At 72.5% G+C, this 26758-nt stretch carries 26 protein-coding genes; 11 read left to right on the top strand and 15 right to left on the bottom strand.

Annotation, left to right across the window (positions count from 1 at the left end):
* Positions 1–52: 52 nt before the first annotated feature.
* Both IF46_RS0117730 and truB read right to left on the bottom strand, forming a co-directional pair.
* Positions 53–982, bottom strand: a complete 930-nt coding sequence (locus tag IF46_RS0117730) for a bifunctional riboflavin kinase/FAD synthetase (RefSeq protein WP_030489471.1) — start codon at positions 980–982, stop codon at positions 53–55.
* Positions 983–1059: 77 nt separating this feature from the next.
* Positions 1060–1944 carry a tRNA pseudouridine(55) synthase TruB gene (gene truB, locus IF46_RS0117735; protein ID WP_036392407.1) on the bottom strand — a complete coding sequence of 295 codons (885 nt, stop codon included), beginning with the start codon at positions 1942–1944 and terminating at the stop codon, positions 1060–1062.
* Positions 1945–2145: 201 nt separating this feature from the next.
* Between truB and IF46_RS0117740 the strand changes: the two genes are divergently transcribed.
* Positions 2146–2448 (top strand): hypothetical protein, encoded by a 303-nt coding sequence (locus tag IF46_RS0117740; RefSeq protein WP_030489473.1) that lies wholly within the window; start codon positions 2146–2148, stop codon positions 2446–2448.
* A gap of 10 nt (positions 2449–2458) precedes the next feature.
* Entirely contained in the window at positions 2459–3469 is a 1011-nt protein-coding gene (locus tag IF46_RS0117745; RefSeq protein WP_051723982.1) for a hypothetical protein, read from the top strand.
* 21 nt (positions 3470–3490) lie between these two features.
* On the opposite strand, the gene IF46_RS0117750 is transcribed toward IF46_RS0117745, so the two are convergent.
* Positions 3491–4813, bottom strand: coding sequence for an MATE family efflux transporter (locus tag IF46_RS0117750; RefSeq protein ID WP_030489475.1), 1323 nt, complete (start codon positions 4811–4813; stop codon positions 3491–3493).
* Positions 4814–5019: 206 nt separating this feature from the next.
* Between IF46_RS0117750 and IF46_RS0117755 the strand changes: the two genes are divergently transcribed.
* The gene (locus IF46_RS0117755; protein WP_084597945.1) at positions 5020–5892 is read left to right on the top strand and encodes a hypothetical protein; all 873 of its coding nucleotides are present in this window, start codon (positions 5020–5022) and stop codon (positions 5890–5892) included.
* 439 nt (positions 5893–6331) lie between these two features.
* Here IF46_RS0117755 and IF46_RS0117765 read toward each other — a convergent pair whose 3' ends face one another.
* The 9 genes from IF46_RS0117765 to rimP all read right to left on the bottom strand — a co-directional run bounded on the left by IF46_RS0117765 (position 6332) and on the right by rimP (position 14286).
* Positions 6332–6541, bottom strand: coding sequence for a DUF6186 family protein (locus tag IF46_RS0117765; RefSeq protein ID WP_030489477.1), 210 nt, complete (start codon positions 6539–6541; stop codon positions 6332–6334).
* On the bottom strand, positions 6541–6948 hold the full coding sequence (locus tag IF46_RS0117770; protein ID WP_030489478.1) for a hypothetical protein: 408 nt from the start codon (positions 6946–6948) through the stop codon (positions 6541–6543). The genes IF46_RS0117765 and IF46_RS0117770 overlap by 1 nt, the downstream gene beginning before the upstream one ends.
* 103 nt (positions 6949–7051) lie before the next feature.
* Positions 7052–8101: a DHH family phosphoesterase gene (locus IF46_RS0117775; RefSeq protein WP_030489479.1), complete on the bottom strand. Its 1050-nt coding sequence runs from the start codon at positions 8099–8101 to the stop codon at positions 7052–7054.
* Entirely contained in the window at positions 8098–8589 is a 492-nt protein-coding gene (gene rbfA, locus IF46_RS0117780) for a 30S ribosome-binding factor RbfA (RefSeq protein WP_030489480.1), read from the bottom strand. The genes IF46_RS0117775 and rbfA overlap by 4 nt, the downstream gene beginning before the upstream one ends.
* 126 nt (positions 8590–8715) lie before the next feature.
* On the bottom strand, positions 8716–9012 hold the full coding sequence (locus tag IF46_RS0117785) for a DUF503 domain-containing protein (RefSeq protein ID WP_030489481.1): 297 nt from the start codon (positions 9010–9012) through the stop codon (positions 8716–8718).
* A gap of 90 nt (positions 9013–9102) precedes the next feature.
* Positions 9103–12126: a translation initiation factor IF-2 gene (infB, locus tag IF46_RS0117790; RefSeq protein WP_030489482.1), complete on the bottom strand. Its 3024-nt coding sequence runs from the start codon at positions 12124–12126 to the stop codon at positions 9103–9105.
* 93 nt (positions 12127–12219) lie between these two features.
* Positions 12220–12552, bottom strand: coding sequence for a YlxR family protein (locus IF46_RS33835; protein WP_084597946.1), 333 nt, complete (start codon positions 12550–12552; stop codon positions 12220–12222).
* Positions 12553–12568: 16 nt separating this feature from the next.
* The gene (gene nusA / locus IF46_RS0117795; RefSeq protein ID WP_030489483.1) at positions 12569–13612 is read right to left on the bottom strand and encodes a transcription termination factor NusA; all 1044 of its coding nucleotides are present in this window, start codon (positions 13610–13612) and stop codon (positions 12569–12571) included.
* A complete protein-coding gene (rimP, locus tag IF46_RS0117800) occupies positions 13609–14286 on the bottom strand; it encodes a ribosome maturation factor RimP (protein WP_030489484.1) in 678 nt (225 codons plus the stop codon). The genes nusA and rimP overlap by 4 nt, the downstream gene beginning before the upstream one ends.
* 179 nt (positions 14287–14465) lie before the next feature.
* On the opposite strand from rimP, the gene IF46_RS0117805 reads away from it, so the two are divergent.
* From IF46_RS0117805 to IF46_RS0117835, 7 genes are all read left to right on the top strand, one after another.
* Positions 14466–14969 carry a hypothetical protein gene (locus IF46_RS0117805; protein ID WP_051723984.1) on the top strand — a complete coding sequence of 168 codons (504 nt, stop codon included), beginning with the start codon at positions 14466–14468 and terminating at the stop codon, positions 14967–14969.
* A complete protein-coding gene (locus IF46_RS0117810; RefSeq protein WP_030489486.1) occupies positions 14966–15403 on the top strand; it encodes a ferritin-like domain-containing protein in 438 nt (145 codons plus the stop codon). The genes IF46_RS0117805 and IF46_RS0117810 overlap by 4 nt, the downstream gene beginning before the upstream one ends.
* A gap of 52 nt (positions 15404–15455) precedes the next feature.
* Complete coding sequence (locus IF46_RS0117815; RefSeq protein WP_030489487.1) at positions 15456–16061, top strand: PadR family transcriptional regulator; 606 nt, start codon at positions 15456–15458, stop codon at positions 16059–16061.
* Positions 16034–16792: an ABC transporter ATP-binding protein gene (locus IF46_RS0117820; RefSeq protein WP_051723985.1), complete on the top strand. Its 759-nt coding sequence runs from the start codon at positions 16034–16036 to the stop codon at positions 16790–16792. Before IF46_RS0117815 ends, IF46_RS0117820 begins: the two co-directional genes overlap by 28 nt.
* The gene (locus tag IF46_RS0117825; RefSeq protein ID WP_030489489.1) at positions 16789–19557 is read left to right on the top strand and encodes an FtsX-like permease family protein; all 2769 of its coding nucleotides are present in this window, start codon (positions 16789–16791) and stop codon (positions 19555–19557) included. The genes IF46_RS0117820 and IF46_RS0117825 overlap by 4 nt, the downstream gene beginning before the upstream one ends.
* 75 nt (positions 19558–19632) lie before the next feature.
* Positions 19633–20133 carry a nitroreductase/quinone reductase family protein gene (locus tag IF46_RS0117830; protein ID WP_030489490.1) on the top strand — a complete coding sequence of 167 codons (501 nt, stop codon included), beginning with the start codon at positions 19633–19635 and terminating at the stop codon, positions 20131–20133.
* Positions 20134–20229: 96 nt separating this feature from the next.
* The gene (locus IF46_RS0117835; protein ID WP_030489491.1) at positions 20230–20958 is read left to right on the top strand and encodes a hypothetical protein; all 729 of its coding nucleotides are present in this window, start codon (positions 20230–20232) and stop codon (positions 20956–20958) included.
* A gap of 7 nt (positions 20959–20965) precedes the next feature.
* Here IF46_RS0117835 and IF46_RS0117840 read toward each other — a convergent pair whose 3' ends face one another.
* Together IF46_RS0117840 and map are read right to left on the bottom strand one after the other, a co-directional pair.
* Positions 20966–21679 (bottom strand): VIT1/CCC1 transporter family protein, encoded by a 714-nt coding sequence (locus IF46_RS0117840; RefSeq protein WP_030489492.1) that lies wholly within the window; start codon positions 21677–21679, stop codon positions 20966–20968.
* 114 nt (positions 21680–21793) lie between these two features.
* Entirely contained in the window at positions 21794–22651 is an 858-nt protein-coding gene (map, locus tag IF46_RS0117845) for a type I methionyl aminopeptidase (RefSeq protein ID WP_030489493.1), read from the bottom strand.
* Between the two features lie 95 nt (positions 22652–22746).
* Between map and IF46_RS0117850 the strand changes: the two genes are divergently transcribed.
* Positions 22747–23061, top strand: coding sequence for an STAS domain-containing protein (locus IF46_RS0117850; protein WP_198041463.1), 315 nt, complete (start codon positions 22747–22749; stop codon positions 23059–23061).
* Between the two features lie 17 nt (positions 23062–23078).
* Here the strand turns inward: IF46_RS0117850 and IF46_RS0117855 are convergent, their stop codons facing one another.
* Positions 23079–26741, bottom strand: a complete 3663-nt coding sequence (locus IF46_RS0117855) for a SpoIIE family protein phosphatase (protein WP_030489495.1) — start codon at positions 26739–26741, stop codon at positions 23079–23081.
* Between the last annotated feature and the right edge of the window lie 17 nt (positions 26742–26758).

The raw sequence follows: 26758 nt of genomic DNA on the forward strand, positions 1-26758 counted from the left end.
CTGGTAACACCCGCCGAAGGGCCTCGGTGGCGCCCCGTCACCTCCGCGATGATCAGGCCAGAGCGCGCCGGGTGCGCTCGACGTCCTGGTTCATCTGGGCGATCAGAGGCTCGATCGAGTCGTACCGGATCTGACCACGCAGGTGCGCCACGAAGTCCAGGGCCAGTCGCTCGCCGTACAGGTCACCGGAGAAGTCCAGCGCGTACGCCTCCACCCGCCGTTCTCGGCCGGAGAAGGTCGGGTTGGTGCCCACGGACACGGCCGCCAGCAGCGGCTCACGCTGCCCACGGCGGATCAACCGGGCCGCGTACACCCCGTCGGCGGGCACCGCCGCGTACCGGTGGCAGAGCAGGTTGGCGGTCGGGAAGCCCAGCTCCCGGCCGCGCTGGTCGCCGCGGACCACGACGCCCTCGAGGCGGTGTGGGCGGCCCAGCGCGGCGGCGGCCGCGCTCACGTCACCCGCGTCGACGCAGGAGCGGATGTAGGTGGAGGAGAAGACGGTGCCGGCCTCGGCGACCAGCGGGGCACCCTCCACGCCGAAGCCGAAGGTCTGGCCCAGCCGCTCCAGCAGCGCCACGTCGCCGGCCGCCCGGTGCCCGAAGCGGAAGTTGCCGCCGACCACGACCAACGCGGCGTGCAGGTGCTCGACCAGGACGTCGTGCACGAACTGCTCCGGCGGCACCCGGGAGAACTCCGGGGTGAAGGGCACCACGCAGAGCACGTCCACGCCGAGCGCCTCGATCAACTCGGCCTTGCGGGCCGGCTCGGTGAGCACCGCCGGGTGCGAGCCGGGACGGACCACCTCGGCCGGATGCGGGTCGAAGGTGACCACGACCGACTGCACGCCCAGCTCCCGGGCCCGGGCCACGGCGTGCCCGATGGTCGCCTGGTGCCCCTTGTGCACGCCGTCGAAGACGCCGATGGTGACCACCGAGCGCCCCCACCCGCCGGGCGCCGCGTCGTAGCCCCGCCACCGCTGCATGCCGTTCCTCCCTGCTGTCCCGCCGGCCGGCGGGGTCGACACCGCCGGCTGCGGGCCGGCGGACCTGCGTCCCGCCGTCAGGCCGGGGCGAGCACGATCTCGGCCCGGGCCCGCCCGTCCCGCTCGCTGACGATAGCGATCAGGCCACCGGCCGGCCCGAAGACGGCGTACGGCCCGGTGAGGCCGGCCGGGTCCAGTGGGCCGCCGTGGGCGAGCACCCGGGCCTCGTCGGGCGTGGCCTCCCGGCGCGCGAAGAACCGGTCGGCGGCCGCGTCCAGTGGCAGGTTCACCACGTCCGGAGCGCGCTGCTCCAACTCGTCGAGGGTCGCCGCCTCGGCGAGGGTGAAGCCACCCACCGCGGTACGCCGCAACGCCGTCAGGTGCCCGCCGACGCCGAGCGCCAGGCCCGCGTCCCGGGCGATGGCCCGGATGTACGTGCCGGAGGAGCAGGTCACGTCCACGTCCACGTCCACCACGTCCGGCTCGGTGCGGCGGATCGCCAGCACCTCCAACCGGGAGATGGTGACCCGCCGCGCCGGCAGCTCGACGCTCTCCCCGTCGCGGACCCGCTTGTACGCCCGCTGCCCGTCGATCTTGATGGCGCTGACCGCGCTGGGCACCTGGTCGACCTCACCGCTCAGCCCGGCCAGCGCCGAGCAGATCGCGTCGTCGGTGACCTGGCCGGCCGGCGTGGTGGCGATCACGTCGCCCTCGGCGTCGTCGGTGACGGTGGCCTGACCGAGCCGGATGGTGCCGGCGTAGCTCTTGCCCGCGCCGATCACGTAGGTCAGCAGCCGGGTGGCCCGGCCGACGCCGATCACCAGCACGCCGGTGGCCATCGGGTCGAGGGTGCCGCCGTGCCCGACCCGTCGGGTCTTCGCCAGTCGGCGGATCCGCGCCACCACGTCGTGCGACGTCATGCCGCCGGGCTTGTCGACCACGATCAGACCATCGGTGCTCACGTCGACCAAGCCTGCCAGATGGCCCGCACCTCCCGCTGCCTGGGCAGGCCCGGCGTGACCCGAGCCTCCGCCCAGCTGGCCTGAGCCGGTTGGTCGGGATGCGGCGTCCATCCGACGGTTTGTCCGGCGGGGCAGCAAGCCGACCTTGACGGATGCGAAGATCATCCGCCCGCTGACTGCGCCCCGAGATCAGGACCGCCGATGACCTCCGATCGACCTCCGGGCCACGAGCACCGCGCTCGGGTCGACCTGCCGCAGTGGATGCGGGATCCGACGCCGAAGCGGCGGAGCCCGGCTCGCTACGTCGACGACCTGATCGAGGGTTGGCCGCCGCTACGGGCGGCCCGCCGGGCGGTGTGGCAGTGGCGCGGCCGGCGCCGATGGAGCGAGTCGCATCCGAACATCGTCGCCGTTCTGTCGTTCGTCGTGGCCGCGCTGCTCGGCACCGTGTTGGTGACCGGCGCCTACTATCTGCTCGCGCTGGCCACCAGCGGCGAATACTGACGGAGGAACCGTGGCGAACACGCCGCCGAGCGAGCCCACACCGACGGACCCGGTCGCACCGCCACCGCCAGCGGCTGCGGTAGCCGAGGTCAACCCGGTGCAGCTACCGGAGTGGCTGCGGTCATCGCAGACCGAGCACCAGCCCACCGGATGGGACCGCGTCCGCTTCTTCTCGGCCCGGCACAACGGTGCCCTGCTGATCGGCCTCGGCCTGGTGCTGGCGCTGCTGATGGTCGGCGGCGGCGCGGTGTTGGTAAGTCAGGTCGCCGACGGTGTCCGGGCGTCCGCCTCGGCGAGCCCGACGCCGAGCCCGACCCCACCGCTCAGCAGGGTCGGCGAGCCACGGGATCTGTTCGCCGAGTCGCCGGCGGCCTCCTTCGCGCCAGCCGAGGAGGCCGTGCGGATGCCGGCGGCCAAGGGCACCGGGCCGTTCACCGCGGCCCAGGTGCGCAACGCGCTGGAGTCGGTGCGTAAGGCACTGCTCGAGAGTCGGGTCGACATCTCGATGTTCTCCGGGGATCCGGAGCCGTTCCTCGCGCTGCTCGCCCCGGACGCCCGCGAACGGAGCCGGGAAGACTTCACCAACGGCAGCTTCCTGCGGTACGCGACCCGGATGGCGTCGCCGTCGGAGTGGGAGCCTGGTGTCCGCGCCGACGGACGGGTCAGTTACCGGGCCACCGAGGAGAACGGGATCCGGCTGCTGGAGGTCTCCACGGAGTTCGTCTGGGCGTACCCGTTCGACGTGGACCTGCGGGCGCCCGCCGGCGCCAGTGTGGTGGCGCTGCGCGACCGGGTGGTGTGGCAGGTGCCGCACCCGGACGACGTGCCGGTCTCCGCCCGAGGTCTCTGGATCACCTCGGCGGAGGCCGTGACCTGGAACGCGGACTGCGCCCAACTCCGTGCGGGCTGGGTGCAGGAGCAGTTCTGGGTGGCCGGCGTGCACCGGGATCAGATACCCGCCGGCGACCCGGGCACGATCTTCGACCTTGACGCTCCCGCGCCGACCACCACGCGCTGCTGACCGGCCGGGCCGGCGACCCGGTCAGCGGACCGCGCCGGTCACCGCCCACCTGCCGTCGCGCAGTCGCAGCAGCAGGGCGACCAGCCGGATCACCACGAAGAGGGTGAGCCCGGCCCAGATGCCGCCCAGCCCGAGATCGAGCGCGTACGCCAGCCAGATGGCCGGCAGGAAGCCGCCGAGCGCCGCCACGATGGTGAGGTTGCGCAGGTAACGCACGTCCCCCGCGCCGATCAGCACGCCGTCGAGGGCGAACACCACCCCGGCCAGCGGCAGCATGACGACGAACCACGGCCAGGCCACCATGGCCTGCTCGCGTACCCCCTGATCTGAGCTGAACCACGACGGCACGACGCCGGCGCCGGCGGCGATGAGCAGCGCGAAGCCCACGCCGCACACGCCGCCGAGCAGGCCGACCCGGCGGGCGAGCGCCCGCGCACCCGCGTCGTCGCCCGCGCCGAGCGCGGCACCGACCAGGGACTGCGCGGCGATGGCGAGGGCGTCGAGCACCAGCGCGGTGAAGAACCAGAGTTGCAGGGCGATCTGGTGGGCGCCGACGGCGGCGGCGCCGAAGCGGGCGGCGACGGCGGTCGCGGACAGGAAGCTGGCCTGGAACGCCAGCCCACGGATCAGCAGGTCCCGGCTGAGCACCAGTTGCTGGCGGATCACGCGGGGCTGGGGCCGCAGCGACACCCGCTCACCGACCAGGGCGGCGGCGAAGAGCACCCCGCAGAGCGTCTGCGCGACGACGTTCGCCACCGCCGAGCCGACCAGGCCCAGCCCACCGGGGTAGACCAGCAGCGGGCAGAGCAGCGCGGAGAGCAGGTTGGGGCCGAGCACGAAGAGCAACGGGCGGCGAGTGTCCTGCACACCGCGCAGCCAGCCGTTGCCGGCGGCGGCGAGCAGCAGGCCGGGAGCACCGAGGGCCGCGATCCGCAGCCACTGGGCGGCGGCGTCGGCCACCTCGCCACCACCACCCGCGAGGGTACGCGCGAGCGCGCCTGCGCCGAACTGCATGCCGATCGCGATCAGCAGACCGACACCGAACGCCAGCCAGGATGACTGGACACCTTCGGCCACTGCGGCTGCCCGGTCACCCGCGCCGAAGCGGCGGGCCGCGCGCCCGGTGGTGCCGTAGGCGACCACGGTGCCGATCCAGGCGGTGAGCGTCATGACCGTGCCGCCGACGGCGAGCGCGGCGAGCGGCACCCGGCCGAGGTGACCGACCACCGCCGTGTCGACAAGCACGTAGAGCGGTTCGGCGGCGAGCACCACGAGGGCAGGGAGGGCGAGCGCTGCGATCCGGCGCGGCGAGGTGGCTCGGTTGGGGGTGGCGGTGTGGCTCATCGCCGCCGATCCTGGCACGAGCACAGTAAGGAGCACAAGGCCGCTGATAACTTACGAGCCCACCTCTCGACCGACCCGACGGGCGTCGAACGCGACATCAAGGCCCTGCTGCGCTCGATGTCGCCGGCATCCCGGTTTGCGGCGCTCACTACCCTGTCCGAGGCTCCCACGCGGGAGGCACCACGACAGCGATAGGCCTTATTACAGTGAGCGACAGCTACCCTCCGCACGGAGCACAGCAGCCCGACCCCAACCTCACCCCCTGGAGCGGCCCGCCGGCCCCACCGCAGCAGGGCGGCTACCCGCCGTACGGACAGCCACCACCCCCGCCGCACTACGGCACACCGATGCCGCCGGCGCCGAACAAGTCGAACAAGGGCCTGATCATCGGACTGGTCGCCGGCGCGGCGGTCGTCATCCTCGCCATCTGCGGGGCCGGAATCGGCATCCTGCTCGCCTACGATGACGACGAGCCCGCACGGGGCACGTCCTCCACCCCCACGCTGGGCACCGGCACCGGCAGCGGCAGCACGCCGGGCACGGGGACCGTCCCCACCCCCGGGCAGGCCGATCCACCGAACAACAACAACTCGATGACCGCCCGCTACTCCAGCGACCTGTCGAACGTCTGCGAGGGCAGCCCGATCCTGAACGCGGCGCCCTACAGCAGCCCGGCCGGCGCCAAGGCGTACACGTTCTCGAACAACCCCGACCGGCCGACGTCCTGGTCGTCGAAGTACGTCCCCTCGGACAAGCCCTACTACGCCAAGGGCGAGGACTACCAGAAGGTGTCGGTGGTCGGCTGCCTGAAGTTCGACGAGGGCAGCCAGGGCGCCCCGAAGAAGTGTCAGTACAAGGACAAGGCGGAGAAGCAGGTCACCGTCGACTACGTCTCGTCGCGCTACACCCTGACCTTCTACGCGGCCAAGACGGCCGAGAAGATCGGCGACGGCGGCACCGTGACCGCCCCGACGAACAGGTGCCCGAGTTTCATCTCGTACGACAAGAGCACCATGCGGGCGTACGCGGCACCGGACTCCGGCACCATCGAGGCGGCCCTGGACAAGTTCCTGTCCTGAACAACTCCCACTGGCGGCCGGACGGTGACGCCATCGGCGCAGCGCGTCGGCGGCGTCACCACCGGTCGAGATGAGTCACTGACGGGTGTCCATCGACGTCTGCAGCGCGCGGCGGGCCTGCTCGCGGGCGTCGTCGGTGGTGGTCTCGGGCTTGGGCTTGTTCGGCATGGTGGCGCTCCTCTTCCAGGGCGCGAGCCGCCGACACGCGGCGACCCTCACGGGCGGTCGTGCTGAGCGCCCCACGGCAGTCCGGGGTTACCGGAGCAGCCGACTGGGCAGCGTGAGCCCGGGTCGGTCCGACCCTGGAGGGAGGCGGCACGGGGTGTGGCACCACCGCCCATGACCTGCACCGCCAGACGGCGCCGGCCCTCTCCCAAGTTATCGTTCAGGTCCACATACTGCTCACGCTTCCCAACATCTGGAAAGCCGGCAACCCGGCTCAGCGGGCCAGGAAGTGCCAGCCCAGCCACCACCAGAACCCGAACAGACCGATCCGGCCCACCGGCACCGAGCCGACCTCGTAGCGCATCACATAGGCGCAGACCTCGCCCAGGGTGGGAATCCGGGAACCCTCCCGCCGGGCCATCCACTCGACCACCGCGAAGAGGACCAGCGCGGTGAGGAACCCGCCGATCGCGAGCGCTCGCATCATCGCCGCACCAGCCCCCAGAAGGCGGCCAACCAGGCAAACCAGACCGCCGACCGGGTCAGGTGATCCTCCAGGAGAGGGTCGGCCAGCCGGGAGAAGGTGGGAAAGTCATCGCCGGCAGCCAGCACGAAGGTCGCCCCCTCGAAGACCCCGAAGACCACCACCGGCACCGCCCACCAGGCCGCTCCCGCACCCAGACGGCGCGGCGCGGGTCGGCGGGGCACCCGGTTGCTCAGACCGAGCCAGATCAGCACCCCACCCGTGCCGAGGGTGAACAGATTCGCCTCGGTGGAGAAGGACGCGAAACGGCCACCGACGAGCGACAGGCAGACGAGGACGGGAACGGAGACGGCGGGCCGGTCCCAGGCGCGGGGGGCCTCCACGGTGAGGTCGTGCGGCTGCTCCATCCCGTGATTCTTCCCGGTATCACTGAGCGCGGGAAGACCAACACTCCCCGGAGCTGACCCTGATCTTCCGGACCGAGCGATCGATGACGGACGAAGAACAGCGTCAGTCGATCAGCGCGGCGTCCAGCTGACCGCAGATCGACTCGACCACCTGCTCGACGGTGCCCCGACCGGTGAACCCGGCCGCGAACGTGTGCCCACCACCGCCCAGCGCGACCGCGACCCGACTCACGTCCACCGCACCCTTGCTGCGCATCGACACCGCCCACTCGGCGGGCTTGGTCTGCTTCAGCACGCAGCTCACATCCGCCTCAGCGGTGCAGCGCACCGAGTCGATAAGGGCCTCCAACACGTACGGCCGCTGATCGTGCCGGGCCAGGTCGTCCAGCGTGGCGAAGGTCCAGACCAGCCCTCGCCCCCCGGCGGCGGCCGGCTCCAACCGGGCCCGGCCGAGCACCTCACCGAAGAGGCGGACCGCGCCGAAGGGCCGGGTGTCGAAGACCCGCCGGGAGATGTCACCGGGCGAGATGCCGGTCGCCAGCAACCGGGCGGCCAGCTGATGCACCGCAGGGGTGGTCGCCTCGAACCGGAACGAGCCGGTGTCCGTGGTCAGGGCCGTGTAGAGACACTCGGCGATCGCCGGATCCACCACGACCCCGAGCCGGGCCAACAACTCTTCGGCCACGACCGACGTGGCCGCGGCACCCGGGTCGACCAGGTTGACCGTGCCGAAACCGGGGTTGGAGGCGTGATGGTCGAGCACCAGCGCCGCACCCGCCGACGCCAACCGCCCGGCCAGCTCGCCGAGGCGCGACTCGCTCGCCGCGTCGAAGCAGATCACCAGGTCCGGTGCCGGGTCCGCGGCGTCCGCCGGGACCAACAGCTCAAGCCCGGGCAGCCCACGCAACGGCTCCGGCACCTCCGGCGGCCCGGGAAAGGTCGCCTGCACGTCGCGTACGCCGAACTGCCGCAGGCCCAGACCGAAGCCGAGCATGCTGCCCAGCGCGTCGCCGTCCGGGTTGATGTGGCAGATCAGCAGCACCCGGCCGGTCGGCGGGACAGCCCGCACCAACGCCTCGGCTGCGGCCCAGGCCGCCTCGGTGGGGCCGAGACGGGCTGCCCCGGCGGGCGGGGCGCTGGCGGTGCTGGTCACCGCGTTTCCCCACCCCGCGGGGTCTCCTTGACGTCGGAGGCCTCGTCCGCCTCGTCCGCCTCATCCGTCTCGTCGTCCACCCGGTACGGCTGGGCTTCGCCCGCGTACTTCGCCTGGGCGGCGAGCCGCTGCACCTCGGCGTCGGCGTTACGGGCGGCGGCGAGCAGGTCGTCGATGTGCTTGACCTGGTCCTGCACGTCGTCGAGGACGAACGTGAGGGTCGGCGAGTGGCGCAGCCCGAGCGCCTTGCCGACCGTGCTGCGCAGCAGCCCCTTGGCGCTCTCCAGCGCCGCAGCGGTGTCCGCCTGGGCCACCGCGTCACCGAGCACCGTGTAGAAGACCGTCGCTTCGCGCAGGTCAGCGGTAATCCGGGCATCGGTGATGGTGATCATCCCGAGCCGCGGGTCCTTGATCTGGCTCCGCACCACCGACGCGACCAGCTCACGCACCCGTTCCGCGTGCCGGCGTACCTTGGCCGGATCAGACATCTCGCCACCTCCACGGCGTCCTGCTCCCGGTCGACCCGGCGGCCTCCAGGCCGCCGGCCGACCGGCCAACATCTCGAACATTACCTTCGCGGCCGCACCGGTCGCCCGGCACAACCGACACCATGGTCAGTCGTCGTCCACGCCGTAGAGCCGGCGTCGCACCGACAGCAACTCGACCTCGGGGCGACCGGCCACCAGGCGCTCACAGGAGTCGAGCACCTCGCGGACGTGCGCCGTCTCGGCGGCCACCACGGCCACCGCGAGCTGCGCTCGACCATGCAGGTCGAGCGCACCCACCTCGGCGGCCGATACCTCGAAGCGGCGCAGGGCCGCCACGATCGGCCGTACATATGATCTCTTGGCTTTGAGCGACCTGGAGTCGCCCGGCAGCAGCAGGTCGAAGACCGCGGTTCCGGTGAACATCGCCCCGGACGATACCGCCAACCCGCCCCGCATGATCAAGGGGTTTACGCCAGTCGGCGTAAACCCCTTGATCAGCGTGTCACTGCCGGATCAGGCGCGAACCTTCTCCCGCATCTCGAAGGTCTCGATGACGTCGCCGACCTGGACGTTGTTGTAACCACCCAGGGTCAGACCACACTCGAAGCCCTCGCGGACCTCGGTGGCGTCGTCCTTGAACCGCTTGAGCGAGGTGATCGTGAGGTTGTCCGCCACGACCGTCCCGTCCCGAAGCAGTCGAGCCTTCGCGTTGCGTCGGAGGATGCCCGACCGGACGATGCAACCGGAGATGTTGCCGATCTTGGACGAGCGGAAGACATCGCGGATCTCCGCGGTGCCCAGCTCGGCCTCCTCGTACTCCGGCTTGAGCAGGCCCTTGAGCGCTGCCTCGATCTCCTCGATGGCCTGGTAGATGACGGTGTAGTACCGGATCTCCACGCCCTCGCGGTCGGCCATCTCACGGACCTTGTTCGAGGCCCGCACGTTGAAGCCGATGATCGTGACCGGCTCGGACGAGGCGCTCGCGAGCATGACGTTGCTCTCGGTGATCGCGCCGACGCCCCGGTCGAGGACCTTGAGCTGGACCTCCTCGGGGATGTCGAGGTTGAACAGCGCGTCCTCCAGGGCCTCCACCGAACCGGAGACATCGCCCTTGAGGATGAGGTTGAGCGAGGTCTTCTCGCCCTCCTTGAGCTGCTCCATGAGCGTCTCAAGGGTGGCCCGACCACGGGAGTTGGCGAATGCCGCCGCCCGCCGCCGCGCCTGCCGCTGCTCGGCGATCTGCCGCACCGTGCGGTCGTCCGCCGCGGCGAGGAACGTGTCACCCGCACCGGGCGGCGCGGTCAGACCCAGCACCATGACCGGACGTGCCGGCCCAGCCTCGGAGAGCTGGTTGCCGTTCTCGTCGAGCATGGCCCGGACCCGGCCGTGCGCCCCACCGGCGACGATCGAGTCGCCCGCCCGCAGGGTGCCCTTCTGCACCAGCACCGTCGCCACCGCACCGCGGCCCTTGTCCAGGTGCGCCTCGATGGCCACACCCTGCGCCGGCCCGTCGATCGGAGCGGTCAGCTCCAGCGACGCGTCGGCGGTCAGCAGGACGGCCTCGAGCAGTTCCTCGATGCCGATGCCGGGCTTGGCTGCCACGTTGACGAACATGGTCTCGCCGCCGTACTCCTCGGCGACCAGGCCGTACTCGGTCAGCTGCTGGCGGACCTTGTCCGGGTTGGCATCCGGCTTGTCGACCTTGTTGACCGCGACCACGATCGGCACGTCGGCCGCCTTGGCGTGGTTCAACGCCTCGATGGTCTGCGGCATCACGCCGTCGTCGGCCGCGACCACCAGGATCACGATGTCCGTCACCTGGGCGCCACGGGCACGCATGGCGGTGAACGCCTCGTGACCGGGGGTGTCGATGAAGGTCACCGCGCGGTCCACACCATCGTGCGGAACGTGCACCTGGTACGCACCGATGTGCTGGGTGATGCCACCCGCCTCACCGGCCACGACGTTCGCCTTACGGATCGCGTCGAGCAGCTTGGTCTTACCGTGGTCGACGTGACCCATGACGGTCACCACCGGCGCACGGCTGACCAGACGCTCCTCGGCCACCTCCGCGTCGAGGTCGATGTTGAACTGCGCGAGCAGCTCGCGGTCCTCGTCCTCCGGGCTGACGATCTGGATATCGAAGCCCAGGTGCTCACCCAGCAGCTGCAGGGTGTCGTCAGAGCAGGACTGGGTCGCGGTGACCATCTCGCCCAGGTTGAACATCTCCTGGACCAGCGAACCCGGGTTGGCGTTGATCTTGTCGGCGAAGTCCGACAGCGAGGCGCCACGGGAGAGCCGGACGACCTGACCCTGGCCCCGGGGAGCACCCGAGCTCATGGTCGGAGCCGACAGGTTGTCGAACTCCTGTCTGCGCTGCTTCTTGGACTTGCGACCGCGCGTCGGCCGACCACCCGGACGCCCGAAGGCACCCGCGGCGCCGCCGCCACGGCCACGACCGCCGGCACCCGGACGACCGCCGCCGCCGGCCGGAGCACCCGGACGGAAACCGCCACCGGGAGCACCGCCACCGCCACCGGGACCGCCACGGTAGCCACCGCCACCGCCGGCACCCGCGCCGCCACCAGGGCCGCCGCGGTAACCGCCGCCGCCACCGGCGCCACCGCCGGGACCGCCACGGAAGCCGCCACCGCCACCGCCGCCGGGACGGCCTGCGCCGCCACCGGGACGACCAGCGCCACCGGGACCGGGGCGACCGGCAGCCGGACGCTGGCTCGGCATGGACGCCGGGCTGGGCCGCGGCGGCATGGAGTTCGGGCTCGGCCGCGGCGGCATGCCCGCCGGGGTGTTGGGCCGAGGGCCACCTGCACCGGCGGCCGGGGGCCGCTGCTGCTGGCCACCCTGGATGCCGAACGGGTTGTTACCGGCACCACGCGCCGGCGGACGACCGCCGGGCCGGGCACCCGGACCAGGAGCCGGCGTGCTCGGACGAGCTGCCGGCGAACCGGGACGGGGCGGCATCGCCGCAGGACCGGGCCGAGGGCCGGGACGGTTACCGCCGTCGGCCGGAGGCTCCCGGCGAACGGGGTTGTCCCGCTGCTGCTGGCGGGCGGCCTGCGCGGCCTTGACCGCGGCCTCCTGCTCAGCCTTCAGCGCGGCGGCACGCGCCTCCGCGGCCGCCACCTCGATGTCGTGGGCACTCGCCGGCTTGGCGACCGGGGCCGCCGACTGCGGCGCACCGGGAACCGGACCCTTGGGCTTCGGACCGGGTGCCGGCGCGGCCGGCCGCCGAGGCGGCATCGGCTTGGCCGAGACCCGGGGAGCGCCCGGGGTCGGGGTCGTCGTCGGGGTCGGGTTTGAAGCCGGCGTCGACGCGGGCGCCGACGGAGCCGCGGCCGGAGCCGGAGCACCGGCGGACGCGACGAATGCGTTACGCAGCCGCCGGGCGACGGGCGCCTCGACGGTGCTGGACGCGGACTTCACGAACTCGCCCATTTCCTTCAGCTTGGCGAGAACGGTCTTACTCTCGACCCCGAGCTCTTTTGCAAGCTCGTGTACGCGGGCCTTGCCTGCCACTGCACTCCTCACTCCGAGGTCGTGCGGGCAGCACCCGCAGCGACCTCACTCGTGCACTTGAAGCCTGGTCATTTCAGGGACTTCATCGTGTGCTCATGTCGGTCGTCCTACCCTGCTAGCGACCCTCGCCCGGTCGGGATGACCGGACGTAGTGGTTGGCGCATCGACGTGCTCGGCCAGCGCACCGTGGTCAAGGACCTCGGTGATTCGCAGCGCACGCCCGAAGGCGCGGCGCCGCACCGCCAGCGCGAAGCAGGCCGGATCCGGGTGCATGTTCGCTCCCCGACCCGGCAGCCTGCGGAGCGGATCAGGCCGGAGGCTGTGACCAGCCTCGTCCCTGACCGCGACGATCCGCAGCAATTCGCTGGCCGGCGCACGTTTCCGGCAACCCACACAGGTGCGCTCCGGATGCGCGCGTCGTACCACTGGAGGAAGTCTACCCCTAGCTACCCGAGATCGCGCTGCCCGGCTCCCGCACGTGATCAGTTACTCCACGCGCGGCCGGGGCGGCCTGCTCCGCATCGGACCGAATGTCGATCCGCCAACCGGTCAATCGGGCCGCGAGTCGGGCATTCTGCCCCTCCCGGCCGATGGCGAGCGAGAGCTGGAAATCGGGAACGGTCACCCGTGCGGCCCGATTCGCCAGGTCGACCACCTCGACCCGCAGCGCCTTGGCCGGCGACAACGCGTTGCCGACGAAGGTGGCCGGGTCGTCCGACCAGTCGATGATGTCGATCTTCTCACCGTGCAGCTCACTCATCACGGCCCGCACCCGCTGGCCCATCGGGCCGATGCAGGCGCCCTTGGGGTTGACCCCTGGGGTGGTGGAGCGGACGGCGATCTTCGTGCGATGACCTGCTTCACGGGCGATCGCGCCGATCTCCACGGTGCCGTCGGCGATCTCCGGCACCTCCAGCGCGAAGAGCTTCTTGACCAGCGCCGGGTGCGACCGGGACAGGGTGATCTGCGGCCCGCGCATGCCCTTGGCCACGTGCACCACGACGCAGCGGACCCGCTCGCCGTGCGCGTACCGCTCGCCGGGCACCTGCTCGGACTGCGGCAGCACGCCCTCCAGCTTGCCCAGGTCGACGCTGACGATGCCCTTCTCGGTACGCGTCTCGTGCGCCTGCACCACGCCGGTGACGAGGTCACCCTCGCGGCCCACGTACTCACCGAAGTGCACCTCGTCGGTGGCCTCCCGCAGTCGCTGGAGGATCACCTGCTTGGCGGTCATGGCGGCGATCCGGCCGAAGTCGTGCGGGGTGTCGTCCCACTCCCGCACCAGGCTGCCGTCGGAATCCATCTCCTGCGCGTACACCAGGGCAGCGCCCGACCTACGGTCGATCTCCACCCGGGCGTGCGGTTCGGCCCCGTCGGTGTGCCGGTAGGCGGTCAGCAACGCGGTCTCGATCGCCGCGAGAATCGTGTCGAACGGGATCTCCCGCTCGCGCTCGAGTGCGCGCAGCGCCGCGAGGTCGATGTTCACCTCTCCTCGTCCTCCACATCATCTTCGTCGTCGATGTCGTCTGCATCGTCGAGCTCGTCGGAATCGTCCGCGTCGTCGAATTCTTCGTCCGGCTCACCAAGCTCGGCGAGCCGGGTGAACTCGACCTGCACGCGGCCGGGGCCCAGTTGGGCGTACGCCCAGGCGGTACGGCCGTCGTCGGTCTCCAGGTGCACGCCCTCGTCGTCGGCCGCGACCACCCGGCCGGTCAGCTGACGGTCGCCGGCGGGCTGCTCGCCCGGCGCGGTCGCGCCGCGGGCGGTGACCTTGACCAGTCGTCCCACGTTGCGCCGCCAGTGGCGGGGCAGGGTGAGGGGCCGGTCGACGCCGGGAGAGCTGACCTCCAGCTGGTACTCGCCGGCGACGATGTCGCCACCGGTCTCCTCTGCGGCGTCCAGCGCGGCCGAGACCGCGCGGGAGACGTCCGCGACGGCGTCCAGGTCGATCCCGCCGTCGGTGTCCACCATCACTCGCACCACGTGTCGGCGCCCGGCCCGGGAGACCGACAGGTCCTCCAGGTCGTAGCCGGCGTCGTTGACCACCGGCTCGATCACGGCCCGCAGTCGGGTACGCCGCGCGGCGAGGTCACCGCCCCGGGGACCCGCGCTATCGCGGGGTCGACCCGTTGGCTTGGTGGCACGGCCACGCTGCGTCATCTCCGCACCCTCTCCCTGGTCGACGGCGCCGGTCGTCCCGCCCATGCCGGCACGCCACCGGAGTAGACACGCCGGTGGTTGCGCAGAGCGTAACGCGCCTGCCCGGCGGCGGACCGGGCGGCGCACCGACGCCGGTGCCCCCCGGACCGACGCGGATGGTGTTGACTTGCCCGGTGGGGATGGGCAAAACGACGCAGCGCGACCAGGCATCCGGGCATTCCCGGCGAAAACTCCTGCGCGCCGGGGCGCTGTTGGTGCTCGGCGGCGCCGTGACACCGCTAACCGGCTGTGATCTTTTCGACCGCGACGATCAACCACCGCCGCCGCCCGACCCGTTGCGGCCGATGGTGGACGAGTCACTCACGCTGGCCGCCGCCTACCAGTCGAGCGCGACCGCGCATCCCGAGCTGGCCGCCCGACTCAACCCGATCGCCGAGGCGCACACCGCGCACGCCCGCGAGCTGGCCCGGGTGCTCGGCGTCGCCCTGCCGTCGACGGCCCCCGCTGCCCCGACCACAGCACCGGCGGCCAATCCGGCCGGCGCGCTCGCCGCCCTGCGGGCACTGGAGAAGACCGCCCAGCAGTCCGCCACCGCCGCCTGCGCCGCGGCGCCCGCGGAACGAGCGGCACTGCTCGGGTCGATCGTCGCCGCCCGGGCCACCCACCAGGAGGCACTGAAGTGAGGCAACCGTCCGCCGGGGAGGCGCTCACCTCCGTCCTGTCCGCCGAGTACGCGGCCATCTACGCCTACGGACGCATCGGTGTCCGGCTCACTGGAGCGGCGCGGGACGCGGCACACCAGGCGGAAGCCGCGCATCGACGCCGACGCGACGCGTTGGTGGTGCAGCTCACCACGGCCGGCGGGGTCGTGCCGCCGGACCGCGCCGGGTACGCGCTGCCGTACCCGGTCACCGACCGGGCCAGCGCTCTGCGGCTCGCCGCCGAGGTGGAGGAGCGCACGGCGGCGCACTGGCGGGCGGCGCTGGCGTCCACCACCGGCAGCGAGCGGGACCAGGCGCTGGCCGCCCTGGTCGAGTACGCCGTGCGGGCCACCCGGTGGCGCAAGACCGCCGGGGTGACCCCGCTGACTGTCCCGTTTCCCGGTCGACCGACCTGAACCGGTCCGCTCCGGTTGCGGTACGCATACCAGGTATGCATACTCCGTTGCCATGTCCATCCGTCACGGGTTGCTCGCCCTGCTCGAACGCGGTCAGATGTACGGCTACCAGCTGCGCGCCGCGTTCGAGGAGTCGACCGGCTCGACGTGGCCGCTGAACATCGGGCAGGTCTACACCACCCTGTCCCGGCTGGAACGCGACGGTCTGGTACGCCCGCTGCCGGAGAGCGAGGCCGGGCAGCGCCCGTACGAGATCACCGACGCCGGGCGGGCGGACCTGGCGCTGTGGTTCGCCACCCCGATCAGCCGTACCGACCGCCCCCGCGACGAGCTGGCGATCAAGCTGGCGCTGGCGTTGACCACCCCCGGAGTCGACGTTCGCGCGGTGGTGCAGGCACAGCGCAGCGCGACGATGCGGGCCCTGCAGGAGCTGACCCGGTTGAAGTACGGCAGCGAGCGGCCGGAGGACCTACCCTGGCGGCTCGTGCTGGACTCGATGGTGTTCCAGGCCGAGGCGGAGGTGCGCTGGCTGGACCACTGCGAGACGAGTCTGGTGCGACATCAGCCCAGCGGCCCGGCGCCTCCTCCCGCTCCCCGAGCTGGTGACGCCGACGCGCGGGACGCGGCTCGATGGGCCGGCGAGGAGGCGCGACGGTGAGCGGGGCGGACGACGCGGTGCTGGAGCTACGCGCCGTCCACCGTACCCACGGCGCCGGGCCGGCGGCGGTGCACGCGCTGCGCGGCGTCAGCCTGGTCGTCCGACCCGGCGAGTTGGTCGCCGTGATGGGGCCGTCCGGCTCCGGCAAGTCGACCTTGCTGGCCCTCGCCGGTGGGCTGGACCGCCCGTCCGGCGGGGAGGTCCGGGTCGAGGGACAACCGCTGGGGGCGTTGGACCGTCGCGGGTTGGCCCAGCTGCGCCGCCGCCGGATCGGCTACATCTTTCAGCAGCTCAACCTGCTGGGCAGTCTGAGCGCGCTGGAGAACGTGGCGCTCCCGTTGGAGCTGGACGGGACCAGCGGCCGGCAGGCCCGCGCGCTGGCCATGGCCGCGCTCACCGAGGTGGGCCTACCCGCGCTGGGTGACCGCTTTCCGGACCAGCTCTCCGGCGGGCAGCAGCAGCGGGTGGCCATCGCCCGCGCGCTGGTCGGCGAGCGCCGGCTGGTACTCGCCGACGAGCCCACCGGGGCACTGGACTCCCAGACCGGTGAGGCGGTGCTGCACCTGCTGCGCCGCCGGATCGACGCGGGTGCCGCCGGGGTGCTGGTCACACATGAGGCACGGCACGCCGGCTGGGCCGACCGGGTGGTCTTCCTCCGCGATGGGGTCCTGGTCGACACCACGGCACCGCTGGGCAGCGCCGAGCAGTTGCTGTCCGGCAGCGACCGGTGACCGTCCGCCGTCCGATCCGGGCCCCCGGTCGGGTCGAACTCGCCCCGGCGCAGCCGAGCGCGCCGGTCGGCCGGCGGAGGTTCGCCGAGCTGACCGGCTCCTGGCGGGCGGCACTGCGCATCGCCCGGCGGGAGTCACGGCGGTCCCGGCGACGGACTGTCCTGGTGCTCGCGATGATCGCCATGCCGGTGGCGGTGCTGGCCTTCCTGGCGGTGAGCTACGACATGGCCGAGCTGACGCCGCAGGAACGTGTCGACCGCCGGCTCGGCGTGGCCGACGCGCAGTTGCAGTGGATCGCCGACGCCCCGGTGGGACAGGACGAGTGGGGTGAGGGCTGGTACACCCATGACGGTGAGCCCCCTGCGAAGGTCACCGCGGCTCAGGTGACCGCACTGCTCGGGCCCGGCAGTCGGGTCACCGAGGTGCGCCCGCGCGTCCCCCTCACACTGCGCGGCCCGCACCGCGACGAGGTCGTGAACGGGCGGGTGCTGGACCTCAACGACCCGTTGGCGCGCGGGCTGGTGCGGTTCCGGGCCGGGCGGGCGCCGCAGCAGCCCGGCGAGGTCGCGGTCAGTCCGGCGGCGCTGCGTCGCCTGGACCTGCGCCTCGGCCACGCCGTGGCCGCCGCCGACGGGAGCAGGGCGTACACCGTGGTGGGGGTGGTCGAGTTTCCCGATGATCTCGGGCCGGTCGTGGCGCTGCACCCGGGGGCCGTGCCATCGACCGGCCCGGAGCCGGACGGCGTCTGGCTGGCGGACGTGCCGGGCACCGTCGACGCCGCGCTGGTGTCCCGGCTCAACGACCGCGGGGTGGTGGTCACCGCGCGACACCCGATCGGCTCGGCGTCCGGAGCGGACCGGACGTGGCTCGGGTCGGTCATGGGCAGCAGCGCCAACGACCTGGGCACCGGCGTCCTGATCGCCGGGCTCGGGCTGCTGGAGGTCGTCCTGCTGGTCGGGCCGGCCTTCGCCGTCGGCGTTCGCCGCCGCCGACGGGATCTGGCGCTGGTCGCGGTGGCGGGCGGCGACGCCGCGCAGCTTCGCCGGGTCGTACTGGCCGACGGTGTGGTGCTGGGTGTGCTGGGGGCCACCGCCGGCCTGCTGGTCGGCGTCAGCGCGGCGTTCGCCGGTCGCCCGCTGATGGAGCAGTACGTCTTCAGCGCCCGCTTCGGCGGCTATCGCTGCTGGCCGACCGCGCTGGTGCTGCTCGGCGGCGTCGCGGTGCTGGCCGGGGTGCTCGCCGCGCTGGCGCCGGCCTGGACCGCGGCCCGGCAGGACGTCAGCGCCGGGCTCGCCGGTCGACGTACCCCGACGAGGTCCCGCGGCCGATGGTTGGCCCTCGGGCTGACGCTTGTGGTCGGCGGGGCGGGGCTGGCGGCGTTCGGAGCCACCCAGACCTCCCCGGCGGTGATCCTCACCGGGCTGATCCTCGGCGAGTTGGGCCTGGTCTGCTGCACGCCCACGCTGCTCGGTGCGCTCGCCCGCCTCGGCCGGGTGTTGCCGCTGGCACCACGGATCGCGCTGCGCGATGCCAGCCGCAACCGGGCCGCCGCGGCACCGGCCATCTGCGCCGTGATGGCCGCCGTCGCCAGCAGCGTGGCGCTCGGCGGATACCTGGCCAGCGACGGCGCTCGTGACGCGCGCGCCTACCGACCGGCGCTGCCGACCGGCCACGTGATGGTCAACCCGATCGAGTCGGCCGGCTGGCCCACGCTGGCCCAGGTCACCGACGCGGCCAGGAATCAGCTCGGCGCCAGCGCGGTCGCCCCGGTGCTGACGCCGAGCTGCCCGACGGCGGCCGCCGGCTACTGCGACATCGCGCCAGTGCTCCCGCTGGCACGGGCCTGCCCCTGGCAGCCCGGCGACCAACTCCCCTTGGCGCAGCGCCAGCAGGCCCGCGCCGACCCGCGGTGCCAACTCCGCGCTGCGGACTACATGGGCGGCTACGTGGAGCCCGGGGTGGACGACGGGACCGCACTCCCCCTGCTCACCGGCGCGGACCCGGCGACGACCACCGCCGCCACGGCGGTGCTGCGCGCCGGTGGCGTGGTGGTGACCGACCCGCGCTACCTGCACGACGGCCTGGTGACCGTACGCGTCAGGAAGATGGACGCCAGAACGGAACTGCCGACCACCGCCCGCGACCTTCCGGGGTACGCGCTGCCCCGGTCGACCGGGGCGTCCCGTCTGCTGCTCTCCACCGGCGCGGCCCGACAACTCGGCCTGAACTGGTCGCCTGCTGGCTGGGTGATCGGCACCACGACACCGCCGGACGAGGAGCAACAGGCGCGGTTCTCCGCTGCCCTGCGGCCCTACGGCACGCTCTCGCTGAGCGTGGAGTTTGGCGCCGCCCATCGCGACGTCTCACCGCTGCTGCTGCTGCTCGCGGCGGCGGCCGGGCTGATCACGGTGGGGGCGGCCTCGATCGCCACCGCGCTCGCCGCTGCCGAGGGGCGTGCCGAGCTGACCACCCTCGCGGCGGTCGGCGCGGCACCCGCGGTACGCCGGCTGCTGGCGATCTGCCAGGCCGGGGTCATCGCCGGTCTCGGTTCGGTGCTCGGCATCGTGGCCGGGCTCGGCACCGCCGCGATCGTGCTGGTCTCGGTGAACCGGCAGTACGCCGACGACTGGCCGGTACCCGACGCGTACCCGTTCCTGGTGCCGTGGCCCGCGCTCGGGGTCCTGGTGCTGGTGCCGGTGGTGGCGATGCTCGGGGCGGGCCTGTTCACCCGCGCCCGGCTGCCGATCGAACGGCGGCTGGACTGACTGATCGCCCCGGGCGATCGAAAGGGGACCGCGCAGGGGTGCCGCCGGGGCCCGGCAGCCGGCAGACTGATCGGCGTGTCAGTGCTGGGAACTCTCACCCGTCGGCTCGGCCATCATCGCTGGTTCGGCGCGACCGCACGCCTGTTGGTCCCCGCCGATCGGGTGGTCGGTCGCCTCACCCGGGGTCGGGTGGTCGCGCTCGGCCTGATCCCGTCCCTGGTGATCACCACGACCGGCCGCCGCTCCGGCAAGCCCCGCAGCAATCCGCTGGTCTACGTGCCCGACGGCGACGCGTACGTGGTGATCGGCTCGAACTGGGGGCAGACCCACCACCCGGGTTGGGCGATGAACCTTCTCACCGATCCCGCCGCCGAGGTGGACGTGAAGGGCCGGCGGATCGCGGTGCGGGCCGAGCTGGCGTCCGGCGCCGAACGGGACCGGTTGTGGCAGCTGCTGGTCACCGAGTGGCCCGCGTACCGCACGTACGTGCAGCGGGCCGGCGGCCGGGAGATCCACATCTTCCGGCTGGCGCCGACCGGGCGCGGCGCACCCGCCGGCCCGCCACCGGCTGGCTAGGCTGACGCTCCGCAGTCGCGAACAGAAGGTGACCCCGTGAGCGCGAGGAGTGAGCCGGGGTTGCGAGCCCCGCAGTCGCGAACAGAAGGTGACCCCGTGAGCGAAAAGGCCGGTGTCGACCGGGGCCTCGACGATCGACGGTGGACGGTCGCGGAGCGGGTCGCCGAGGCGGTCCGGCGGCGGTTCCCGGCCGATGTGCTCGCGGTCGCGGTGCACGGCCCCTTGGCGCACGGTGACGACGACGGTGGTGGGGACCACGAGGCGGGGATGCTTGTGGTCACCTACCGGCCCGGGTCCGGCCCGCCGCCCGCGACCCGACGGGTCGACGGGGTGCTCGTCGATCTGACCGTGGCCGCCGCCGACGACTACCTGGCCCAGGCTCGGGTGCTCTCCCCGCTCTGGCCGCTGACCGCCGATCGGTACGTCACCACGCAGCCGTTGCACGATCCGACGGGCTGGTTACGGACGCTGCGCGACGAGCATCTCGGCCGGCTGGCTCGGGCTCGGCCGGCGGAGTTCAGCACTGCGGCCCGGCAGGCCTGGTACCGGGGCAGCGCGGCGCACTCCCGGGCCGCCCGGCTCGCCGAGTGGTACGAAACCGATCAGGCGCTGCTGATGCTCGGTGAGGCCCGGCTGGCGGCGGCCACGGTGACGGGTCTGCTGAGCCGCACCTACTTCCGCGACCCGGGCGACGCGGTGCGCCGCACCGGGTTGGCCGGCGCGGACATGACCGAGGTGGGTGTGGTGCTGGCCCGGCAGGCCGAGGAGCTGGCCGCCCGTGGTCGTGCGGTCGACGGCACGGTCGACGAGCTGCTCACCGCCTGAAGGCGCGTCACAGCCCGCCCGGTACGCCGATCAGCGAGCCGATCAGGTAGGTGGCGCCGGCCGCAGCGGCACCCAGCAGCAGCTGACGCAGACCGCTGGTCCACCAGGGCCGCTGGGTGAAGCGGGCCACCACGGCGCCGGCGGCGAACAGCCCGAGCCCACCGACGGCGAGCGCCAGCCACAGGTCGGTGGCACCGAGCAGGTAGGGCAGCAGCGGGACCAACGCGCCGATCGAGAAGAACAGGAACGACGAGATCGCGGCGGCCCACGGGCTGGGCTGGTCGTCGGGGTCGACGCCCAGCTCCTCGCGGACGTGCACCCGCAGCGCCTCCTCCGGGTCGCGCCGCACCGCCTCGGCGACCTGGGTGGCGAGATCCCGGGGCAGGCCCCGGGCCACCCACGCGTCGGCCAGCTCGCGGGCCTCCGCCTCGGGGTGCCGTTCCAGCTCCCGGCGCTCCTTGGCCACCTCGGCGGCGACCTGCTCGTTGGCGGAGCGCACGCTCGTGTACTCGCCGAGCCCCATCGAGATCGCGCCGGCCACGAGGCCGGCGGTGCCGGTGAGCACGATGCTGCGGGGCGACACCCCGCCGCCGCCGACACCGGCGATCAGGGCGATGTTGGTGACCAGGCCGTCCATCGCGCCGAAGACGGCGGGGCGCAGCCAGCCACCGGAGACGTCCGCGTGGTGCGCCTCACGCAGTGCCGCTGGGGTGTCGGTCACGGCGCCTGCCCTTCGTTCGCGACTGCGGGACTCCGCTTCGCTGCGTTCCTCGCGCTCACGGCGTCTGTCCTTCGTTCGCGACTGCGGGACTCCGCTTCGCTGCGTTCCTCGCGCTCACGGAAGGGTCAGGATCTCGTGGCCGTCGTCGGTCACCACGATGGTGTGCTCGAACTGCGCCGTCCACTTCCGGTCTTTGGTGACCACGGTCCACCCGTCGTCCCACATGTCGTACTGGTAGGTGCCGAGCGTGATCATCGGCTCGATGGTGAACGTCATTCCCGGCTCCATGATGTCCGTGGGGCGCGGGCTGTCGTAGTGCGGCACGTAGAGGCCGCTGTGGAAGGACTCGCCGATGCCGTGGCCGGTGAAGTCGCGGACCACGCCGTAGCCGAACCGCTTGGCGTACGACTCGATGACCCGGCCCACCACGTTGATCTGGCGGCCCGGTTTGACCGCGCGGATGCCGCGCATCATCGCCTCGTGGGTCCGCTCGACAAGCAGCCGGGCCTCTTCGCTGACCTCGCCGACGCAGAAGGTGGCATCGGTGTCACCGTGCACCCCACCGATGTACGCGGTGACGTCGACGTTGATGATGTCGCCGTCGGTCAGGACCGTGGAATCCGGGATGCCGTGGCAGATGACCTCGTTGAGGCTGGTGCAGCAGGACTTCGGGTAGCCCTTGTAGCCCAACGTCGACGGGTACGCGCCGTGGTCGCAGAGGAACTCGTGCACCACCTTGTCGATCTCGTCGGTGGTCACGCCGGGCTTGCAGTGCTCGCCGGCCAACTGGGTCGCCTGGGCGGCGAGCCGGCTGGCGATCCGCATCTTCTCGATGGTCTCCGGCGTCTGCACGTGCGAGCCGCGCCACTCCGTTGGGCGCGTCTTGCCGACGTACTCCGGGCGGGCGATCTGGGATGGCACCGGTCGCATCGGGGAGAGCGTGCCTGGTGTCAGCGGCGGGCGGACGGTCATGCCACAAGCCTATCGCCGGGGCCGCTGGTGACCCGCGCCACGGCCGCCCGGAGGAGGTTGTTGCCCTGCCAGGGCGGCTGTGCCATGGTGTCTGCGTGGATCAAGGGGGAGCACCGCCCGTCTTCTCCGCCAGCGCGGAGATCAACGGTGACCACCTCCACGTGGTGGTGGCCGGTGAGGTCGACATGGCGACCGCGGACACCATGCTCCAGACGGCGCTACGCGAGCCCGCCGGGCAGATCACCCTCGACCTGAGCGCGGTCACCTTCTTCGACTCGGCCGCCATCCACGCCCTGGTCCGGCTTGCCCAGCAGTTTCCGGGCACCCTCACCGTTCGTCCGTCCCGGCAGGTCCGCCGTGTGCTGGAGATCTCCGGCCTCGGCGAGCAGAGCTGGCTCGACCCAGCCTGAGGCCGCCGGGCGCACGGTCAGCCCTGTAGCTGCCGGCGCAGCGTCACCTCGGTGCCCTCATCGGTACGCCGAACCGACAGCTCGCCCAGCGCCTTGATCAGGGCCAGGCCCCGGCCCCGGAATCCGGAGCCGGTCGACTCACGCCACTGCCCGCTGTCGCGCACCGTGGCCGTCACCGTCCGGTCGTCGATGGTCACCTCCACGCTGATCACGGCCTCGGCGGGGTTCACCGGATGCTCGATGGCGTTCGCGGCGGCCTCGGAGATCGCGACGGTCAGGTCGAAGACGTCCGTCTCGCCGACCTCGTGCGCGACCAGGAAGTCCTCCAAGCGCTTACGCAGCACGCTGAGCCGGGTCGGGTCCGCCGGTAGCCGTAGCGTGAAACGGTTCAGCTCCACCGCCTCCAGGGCGAGGACCGCCACGTCGTCGCGGCGCGGCCGACCGCCGACCCGCTCGACCACCGCGTCGATCAGGTCGGCCACGTGCTCGCTGGGGGCCGCCGCGTCGGCGCGCAGCTGGGCCAGCGCGGCATCGATGCCAAGCTGACGGTCCTCGATCAGCCCATCGGTGTAGAGCAGCAGTCGACCCCCGGGGGCCAACTCACCCTCGATCGCCTCGTACGTCGCATCCGGGATGGCGCCGACCGGTGGGCCGAGTGCCCGGTCGTGCAGGAACGCCACCTCGACTCCGGTGATCAGCAGCGGGGACGGGTGGCCGGCGCTCGCGTACCGCAGACGGCCGGTGCGCGGATTGAACAGCAGACAGACCACCGTCGCGAAGGAGCGCCGCTCGGTGAAGCCGACCAACCGGTTGAGCCGGGTCAGTGACTCGCCCGGGTCGTACCCCTCCAGCAGGTAGGCCCGCAGAGCGTTGCGCAGTTGCCCCATCGCCGCGGCGGCCTGGACACCCTTGCCGACCACGTCGCCGATGACCAGCACCAGGTCACCGTCCTCCAGGGCGATCGCGTCGTACCAGTCACCGCCGACCTCGACGTCCGCGCTACCGGGCAGGTATCGACTGGCCACCACCGCTCCGGGCAGCTGGGGCAGCGACCGGGGCAGCAGGCTGTGCTGCAACGTGGTGGCGATGCGGTGTTCGGTTTCGTAGAGCTGGGCGTTCTCCAGGCGTACCCCGACCAGCCGGGCCAGTTGGGTCAACGCGGCCTCGTCGGCCTGCGCGTCGTCGCCGGCCGGCCGCCAGACCCGCAGCTCGCCGAGCGGCTCGCCGGTGGTGCCGGTCAGCTCGACCACGAAGGACGGCTCGGCGGCGGTGGCGCCGCCGGTATCCGCCTCGGAGCGGATCGCGGTCGCGGTGACCACCACCCGGGCCGCCTCGGCGAGGCTGAGCGCGTGCTGGGCGGCGACCTGGAGCACGTCGCCGGTGGACCGGGCGGTGTTCACGGCCACCGCCGCGTCGGCCAGCGCCCGGAGCCGGCGGATGATCTGCCCCCGGAGCTGGCCCAGCTCGACGTTGGCCCGAACCCGGGCGATCAACTCCTGGCCGGTGAACGGCTTCGTGAGGTAGTCGTCGGCACCGACGGAGAGACCGGCGACGGCCTCCGCCGAGCCGGCCCGGGCGGAGAGCAACACGATCGGCACATGCCGGGTACGCGGGTCCGCGCGCAATGCGCTCACCAGCCCGAACCCGTCCAGTCGGGGCATCATCACGTCGGCGAGCACCAGGTCGAAGCCGCCCTCGCGGGCCAGCGGCAGGGCAGCCAGCCCATCGCCGGCGGTGACCACCTCCCAGGTGGGGGCGAGCAGCCGGGTGACGTGCTCACGCAGGTCCACGTTGTCGTCGACGACCAGGATCCGACCGGCCGGGTTCCCTTCCGTCGGTCGACTGTCGAACGCCGACGCCGGCGCGACACCGGTCCACAGCGCGGTCTCCGCCACGTAGAGCCGGGCCTGCTCGGGCTCGCCGGCGGGCAACGGCCCGAACGCCGCCACCCGGTCCGCGGGCAGGTGTGCCGACCCGAACGGAACGGTCACCGTGAAGGTGCTGCCCTCGTCGACCTGGCTGGTCAGCCCGACCTCGCCGCCGTGCATCTCGACCAGCTCCCGGACCAGCGCCAGGCCGATCCCGGTGCCCTCGTGGGTGCGGGCACGCACCCCGGTCACCCGGTGGAACCGTTCGAAGACGTGCGGCAGCTCGTCCGGCACGATGCCGATGCCGGTGTCCGTGACCTCCAACCGGGCCGCGCCGTCCACGGCCCGGACCCGCACCCGGATCTCGCCGTCGAAGGTGAACTTGACCGCGTTCGACACCAGGTTGAGGACGATCTTCTCCCACATGTCCCGGTCGACGAGGACCGGCGCGGGCAGCGGTGGGCAGTCCACCACCAAGCGCAACCCGGCCCGGTCGGTGGCCGAGCGGAAGGTGCTGGCTAGTCGGGCCGTGTAGCCGGCGAGGTCGGTGGGCTGGAAGCGAGCGTCGAGCCGACCGGACTCCAGCCGGGAGAAGTCCAGCACGGTGTTGACCAGCTTGAGCAGCCGCAGCGCGTTGCGGTGCATCATGGTCAGCCGGTCGGTCTCGGCGGCGGGCAGCTCCGGGTCGGCCAGCATGTCCTCCAGCGGGCCGAGCACCAGGGTCAGCGGGGTGCGGAACTCGTGGCTGACGTTGGCGAAGAAATTGGTCTTCGCCCGGTCCAGCGCGGCCAACTCGACAGCGCGGGCCCGTTCCTGCTCGTACGCCCGCTGCGTGGCGACCGCCCGGGAGATCTGGGCGGCGACCAGGTCGAGGAAGTTGCGGTAGTCGTCGCCGAGCGGCAGTTGGCGGGCCACGCCGACGACCAGCGCGCCGACCGTCTGATTGGTCGCCGTGAGCGGCAGCACGAGGGCCTGGTCGGCGGCGTCGGCCGGCGTCGGCGGGTCGAGCAGATTGGCCACCTCGACCGTGGCCGGCGTGCCGTCGACGGTCACCCGGGCCAGCAACTGCAACGTGACGCCGGCGACGGGCCCGGTGGTGCCGGTGGACCCGACCAAAGTGAGTTGGCCGCTCTCGTCGGCCAGGTAGATCAGGGCGAACGGCACGTCCGCCCGGTGCCGGCCGAGCACCTCGGCGGCGGTCCGGCCCAGCTCGTCGGCGCTGCCGATGTCGTTCAGCTCGGCACCCAGCTCGGCAAGCGCCCGCAGCCGGCGCTCACCGAGCACCCGACCGGTGGTCTCGTTGACGATGCAGTAGACGCCACTGACCGAGCCGTCCTCGCCCCGGATCGGGTCGTACGAGACGTTGAAGTAGGTCTGCTCGACGAAGCCGTGCCGGTCCAGCAGGAAGGGGTGGTCCTCGCCACGGTAGGAGCGGCCGGTGCGCCGGACGCCGTCGAGCAGCGGGCCGAGCACCGACCAGGTCTCCGCCCAGTGCGCGCGGGCCGGTTGGCCGAGCACGTCCGGGTGCTTGCTGCCGATGGTCGGCCGGTAGGCGTCGTTGTAGAAGGCGAACTGCTCGTCGCCGTAGAACATGACGATCGGCGCGCTGGAGGCGAGCATCATGCCGACCGCGTTGCAGAGCGCCGAGGGCCACTGCTCCGGCTCGCCCAGTGGGCCGGAGGACCAGTCGAAGCGGGCCAGCCGCTCGCCCATCTCACCGCCGGCCGCGAACGCGGCTGCCAGCATCGGGGGCGTCCCGCGACCGGACACGGCAGGATGCCCGATGTCCGCGCCCCCCTGGGCCGAGCTCATGCAGCCTCCGCTCCGGC

Origin of the sequence: Micromonospora chokoriensis (assembly GCF_000718555.1) — a bacterium.
GTDB classification, from domain to species: Bacteria; Actinomycetota; Actinomycetes; order Mycobacteriales; family Micromonosporaceae; genus Micromonospora; species Micromonospora chokoriensis_B.

What these genes read in the sequence shown, in the direction of transcription:
- IF46_RS0117815 (WP_030489487.1), top strand. Translation starts at nt 15,456, where the DNA reads ATGTCCATCCGTCACGGGTTGCTCGCCCTGCTCGAACGCGGTCAGATG.
- IF46_RS0117750 (WP_030489475.1), bottom strand. Translation starts at nt 4,813, where the DNA reads ATGAGCCACACCGCCACCCCCAACCGAGCCACCTCGCCGCGCCGGATC.
- IF46_RS0117770 (WP_030489478.1), bottom strand. Translation starts at nt 6,948, where the DNA reads ATGGAGCAGCCGCACGACCTCACCGTGGAGGCCCCCCGCGCCTGGGAC.
- IF46_RS0117785 (WP_030489481.1), bottom strand. Translation starts at nt 9,012, where the DNA reads ATGTTCACCGGAACCGCGGTCTTCGACCTGCTGCTGCCGGGCGACTCC.
- IF46_RS0117740 (WP_030489473.1), top strand. Translation starts at nt 2,146, where the DNA reads ATGACCTCCGATCGACCTCCGGGCCACGAGCACCGCGCTCGGGTCGAC.
- IF46_RS0117730 (WP_030489471.1), bottom strand. Translation starts at nt 982, where the DNA reads ATGCAGCGGTGGCGGGGCTACGACGCGGCGCCCGGCGGGTGGGGGCGC.
- rimP (WP_030489484.1), bottom strand. Translation starts at nt 14,286, where the DNA reads ATGACGCAGCGTGGCCGTGCCACCAAGCCAACGGGTCGACCCCGCGAT.
- IF46_RS0117805 (WP_051723984.1), top strand. Translation starts at nt 14,466, where the DNA reads ATGGGCAAAACGACGCAGCGCGACCAGGCATCCGGGCATTCCCGGCGA.
- IF46_RS0117820 (WP_051723985.1), top strand. Translation starts at nt 16,034, where the DNA reads ATGGGCCGGCGAGGAGGCGCGACGGTGAGCGGGGCGGACGACGCGGTG.
- map (WP_030489493.1), bottom strand. Translation starts at nt 22,651, where the DNA reads ATGACCGTCCGCCCGCCGCTGACACCAGGCACGCTCTCCCCGATGCGA.
- IF46_RS0117855 (WP_030489495.1), bottom strand. Translation starts at nt 26,741, where the DNA reads ATGAGCTCGGCCCAGGGGGGCGCGGACATCGGGCATCCTGCCGTGTCC.
- IF46_RS0117765 (WP_030489477.1), bottom strand. Translation starts at nt 6,541, where the DNA reads ATGCGAGCGCTCGCGATCGGCGGGTTCCTCACCGCGCTGGTCCTCTTC.
- rbfA (WP_030489480.1), bottom strand. Translation starts at nt 8,589, where the DNA reads ATGTCTGATCCGGCCAAGGTACGCCGGCACGCGGAACGGGTGCGTGAG.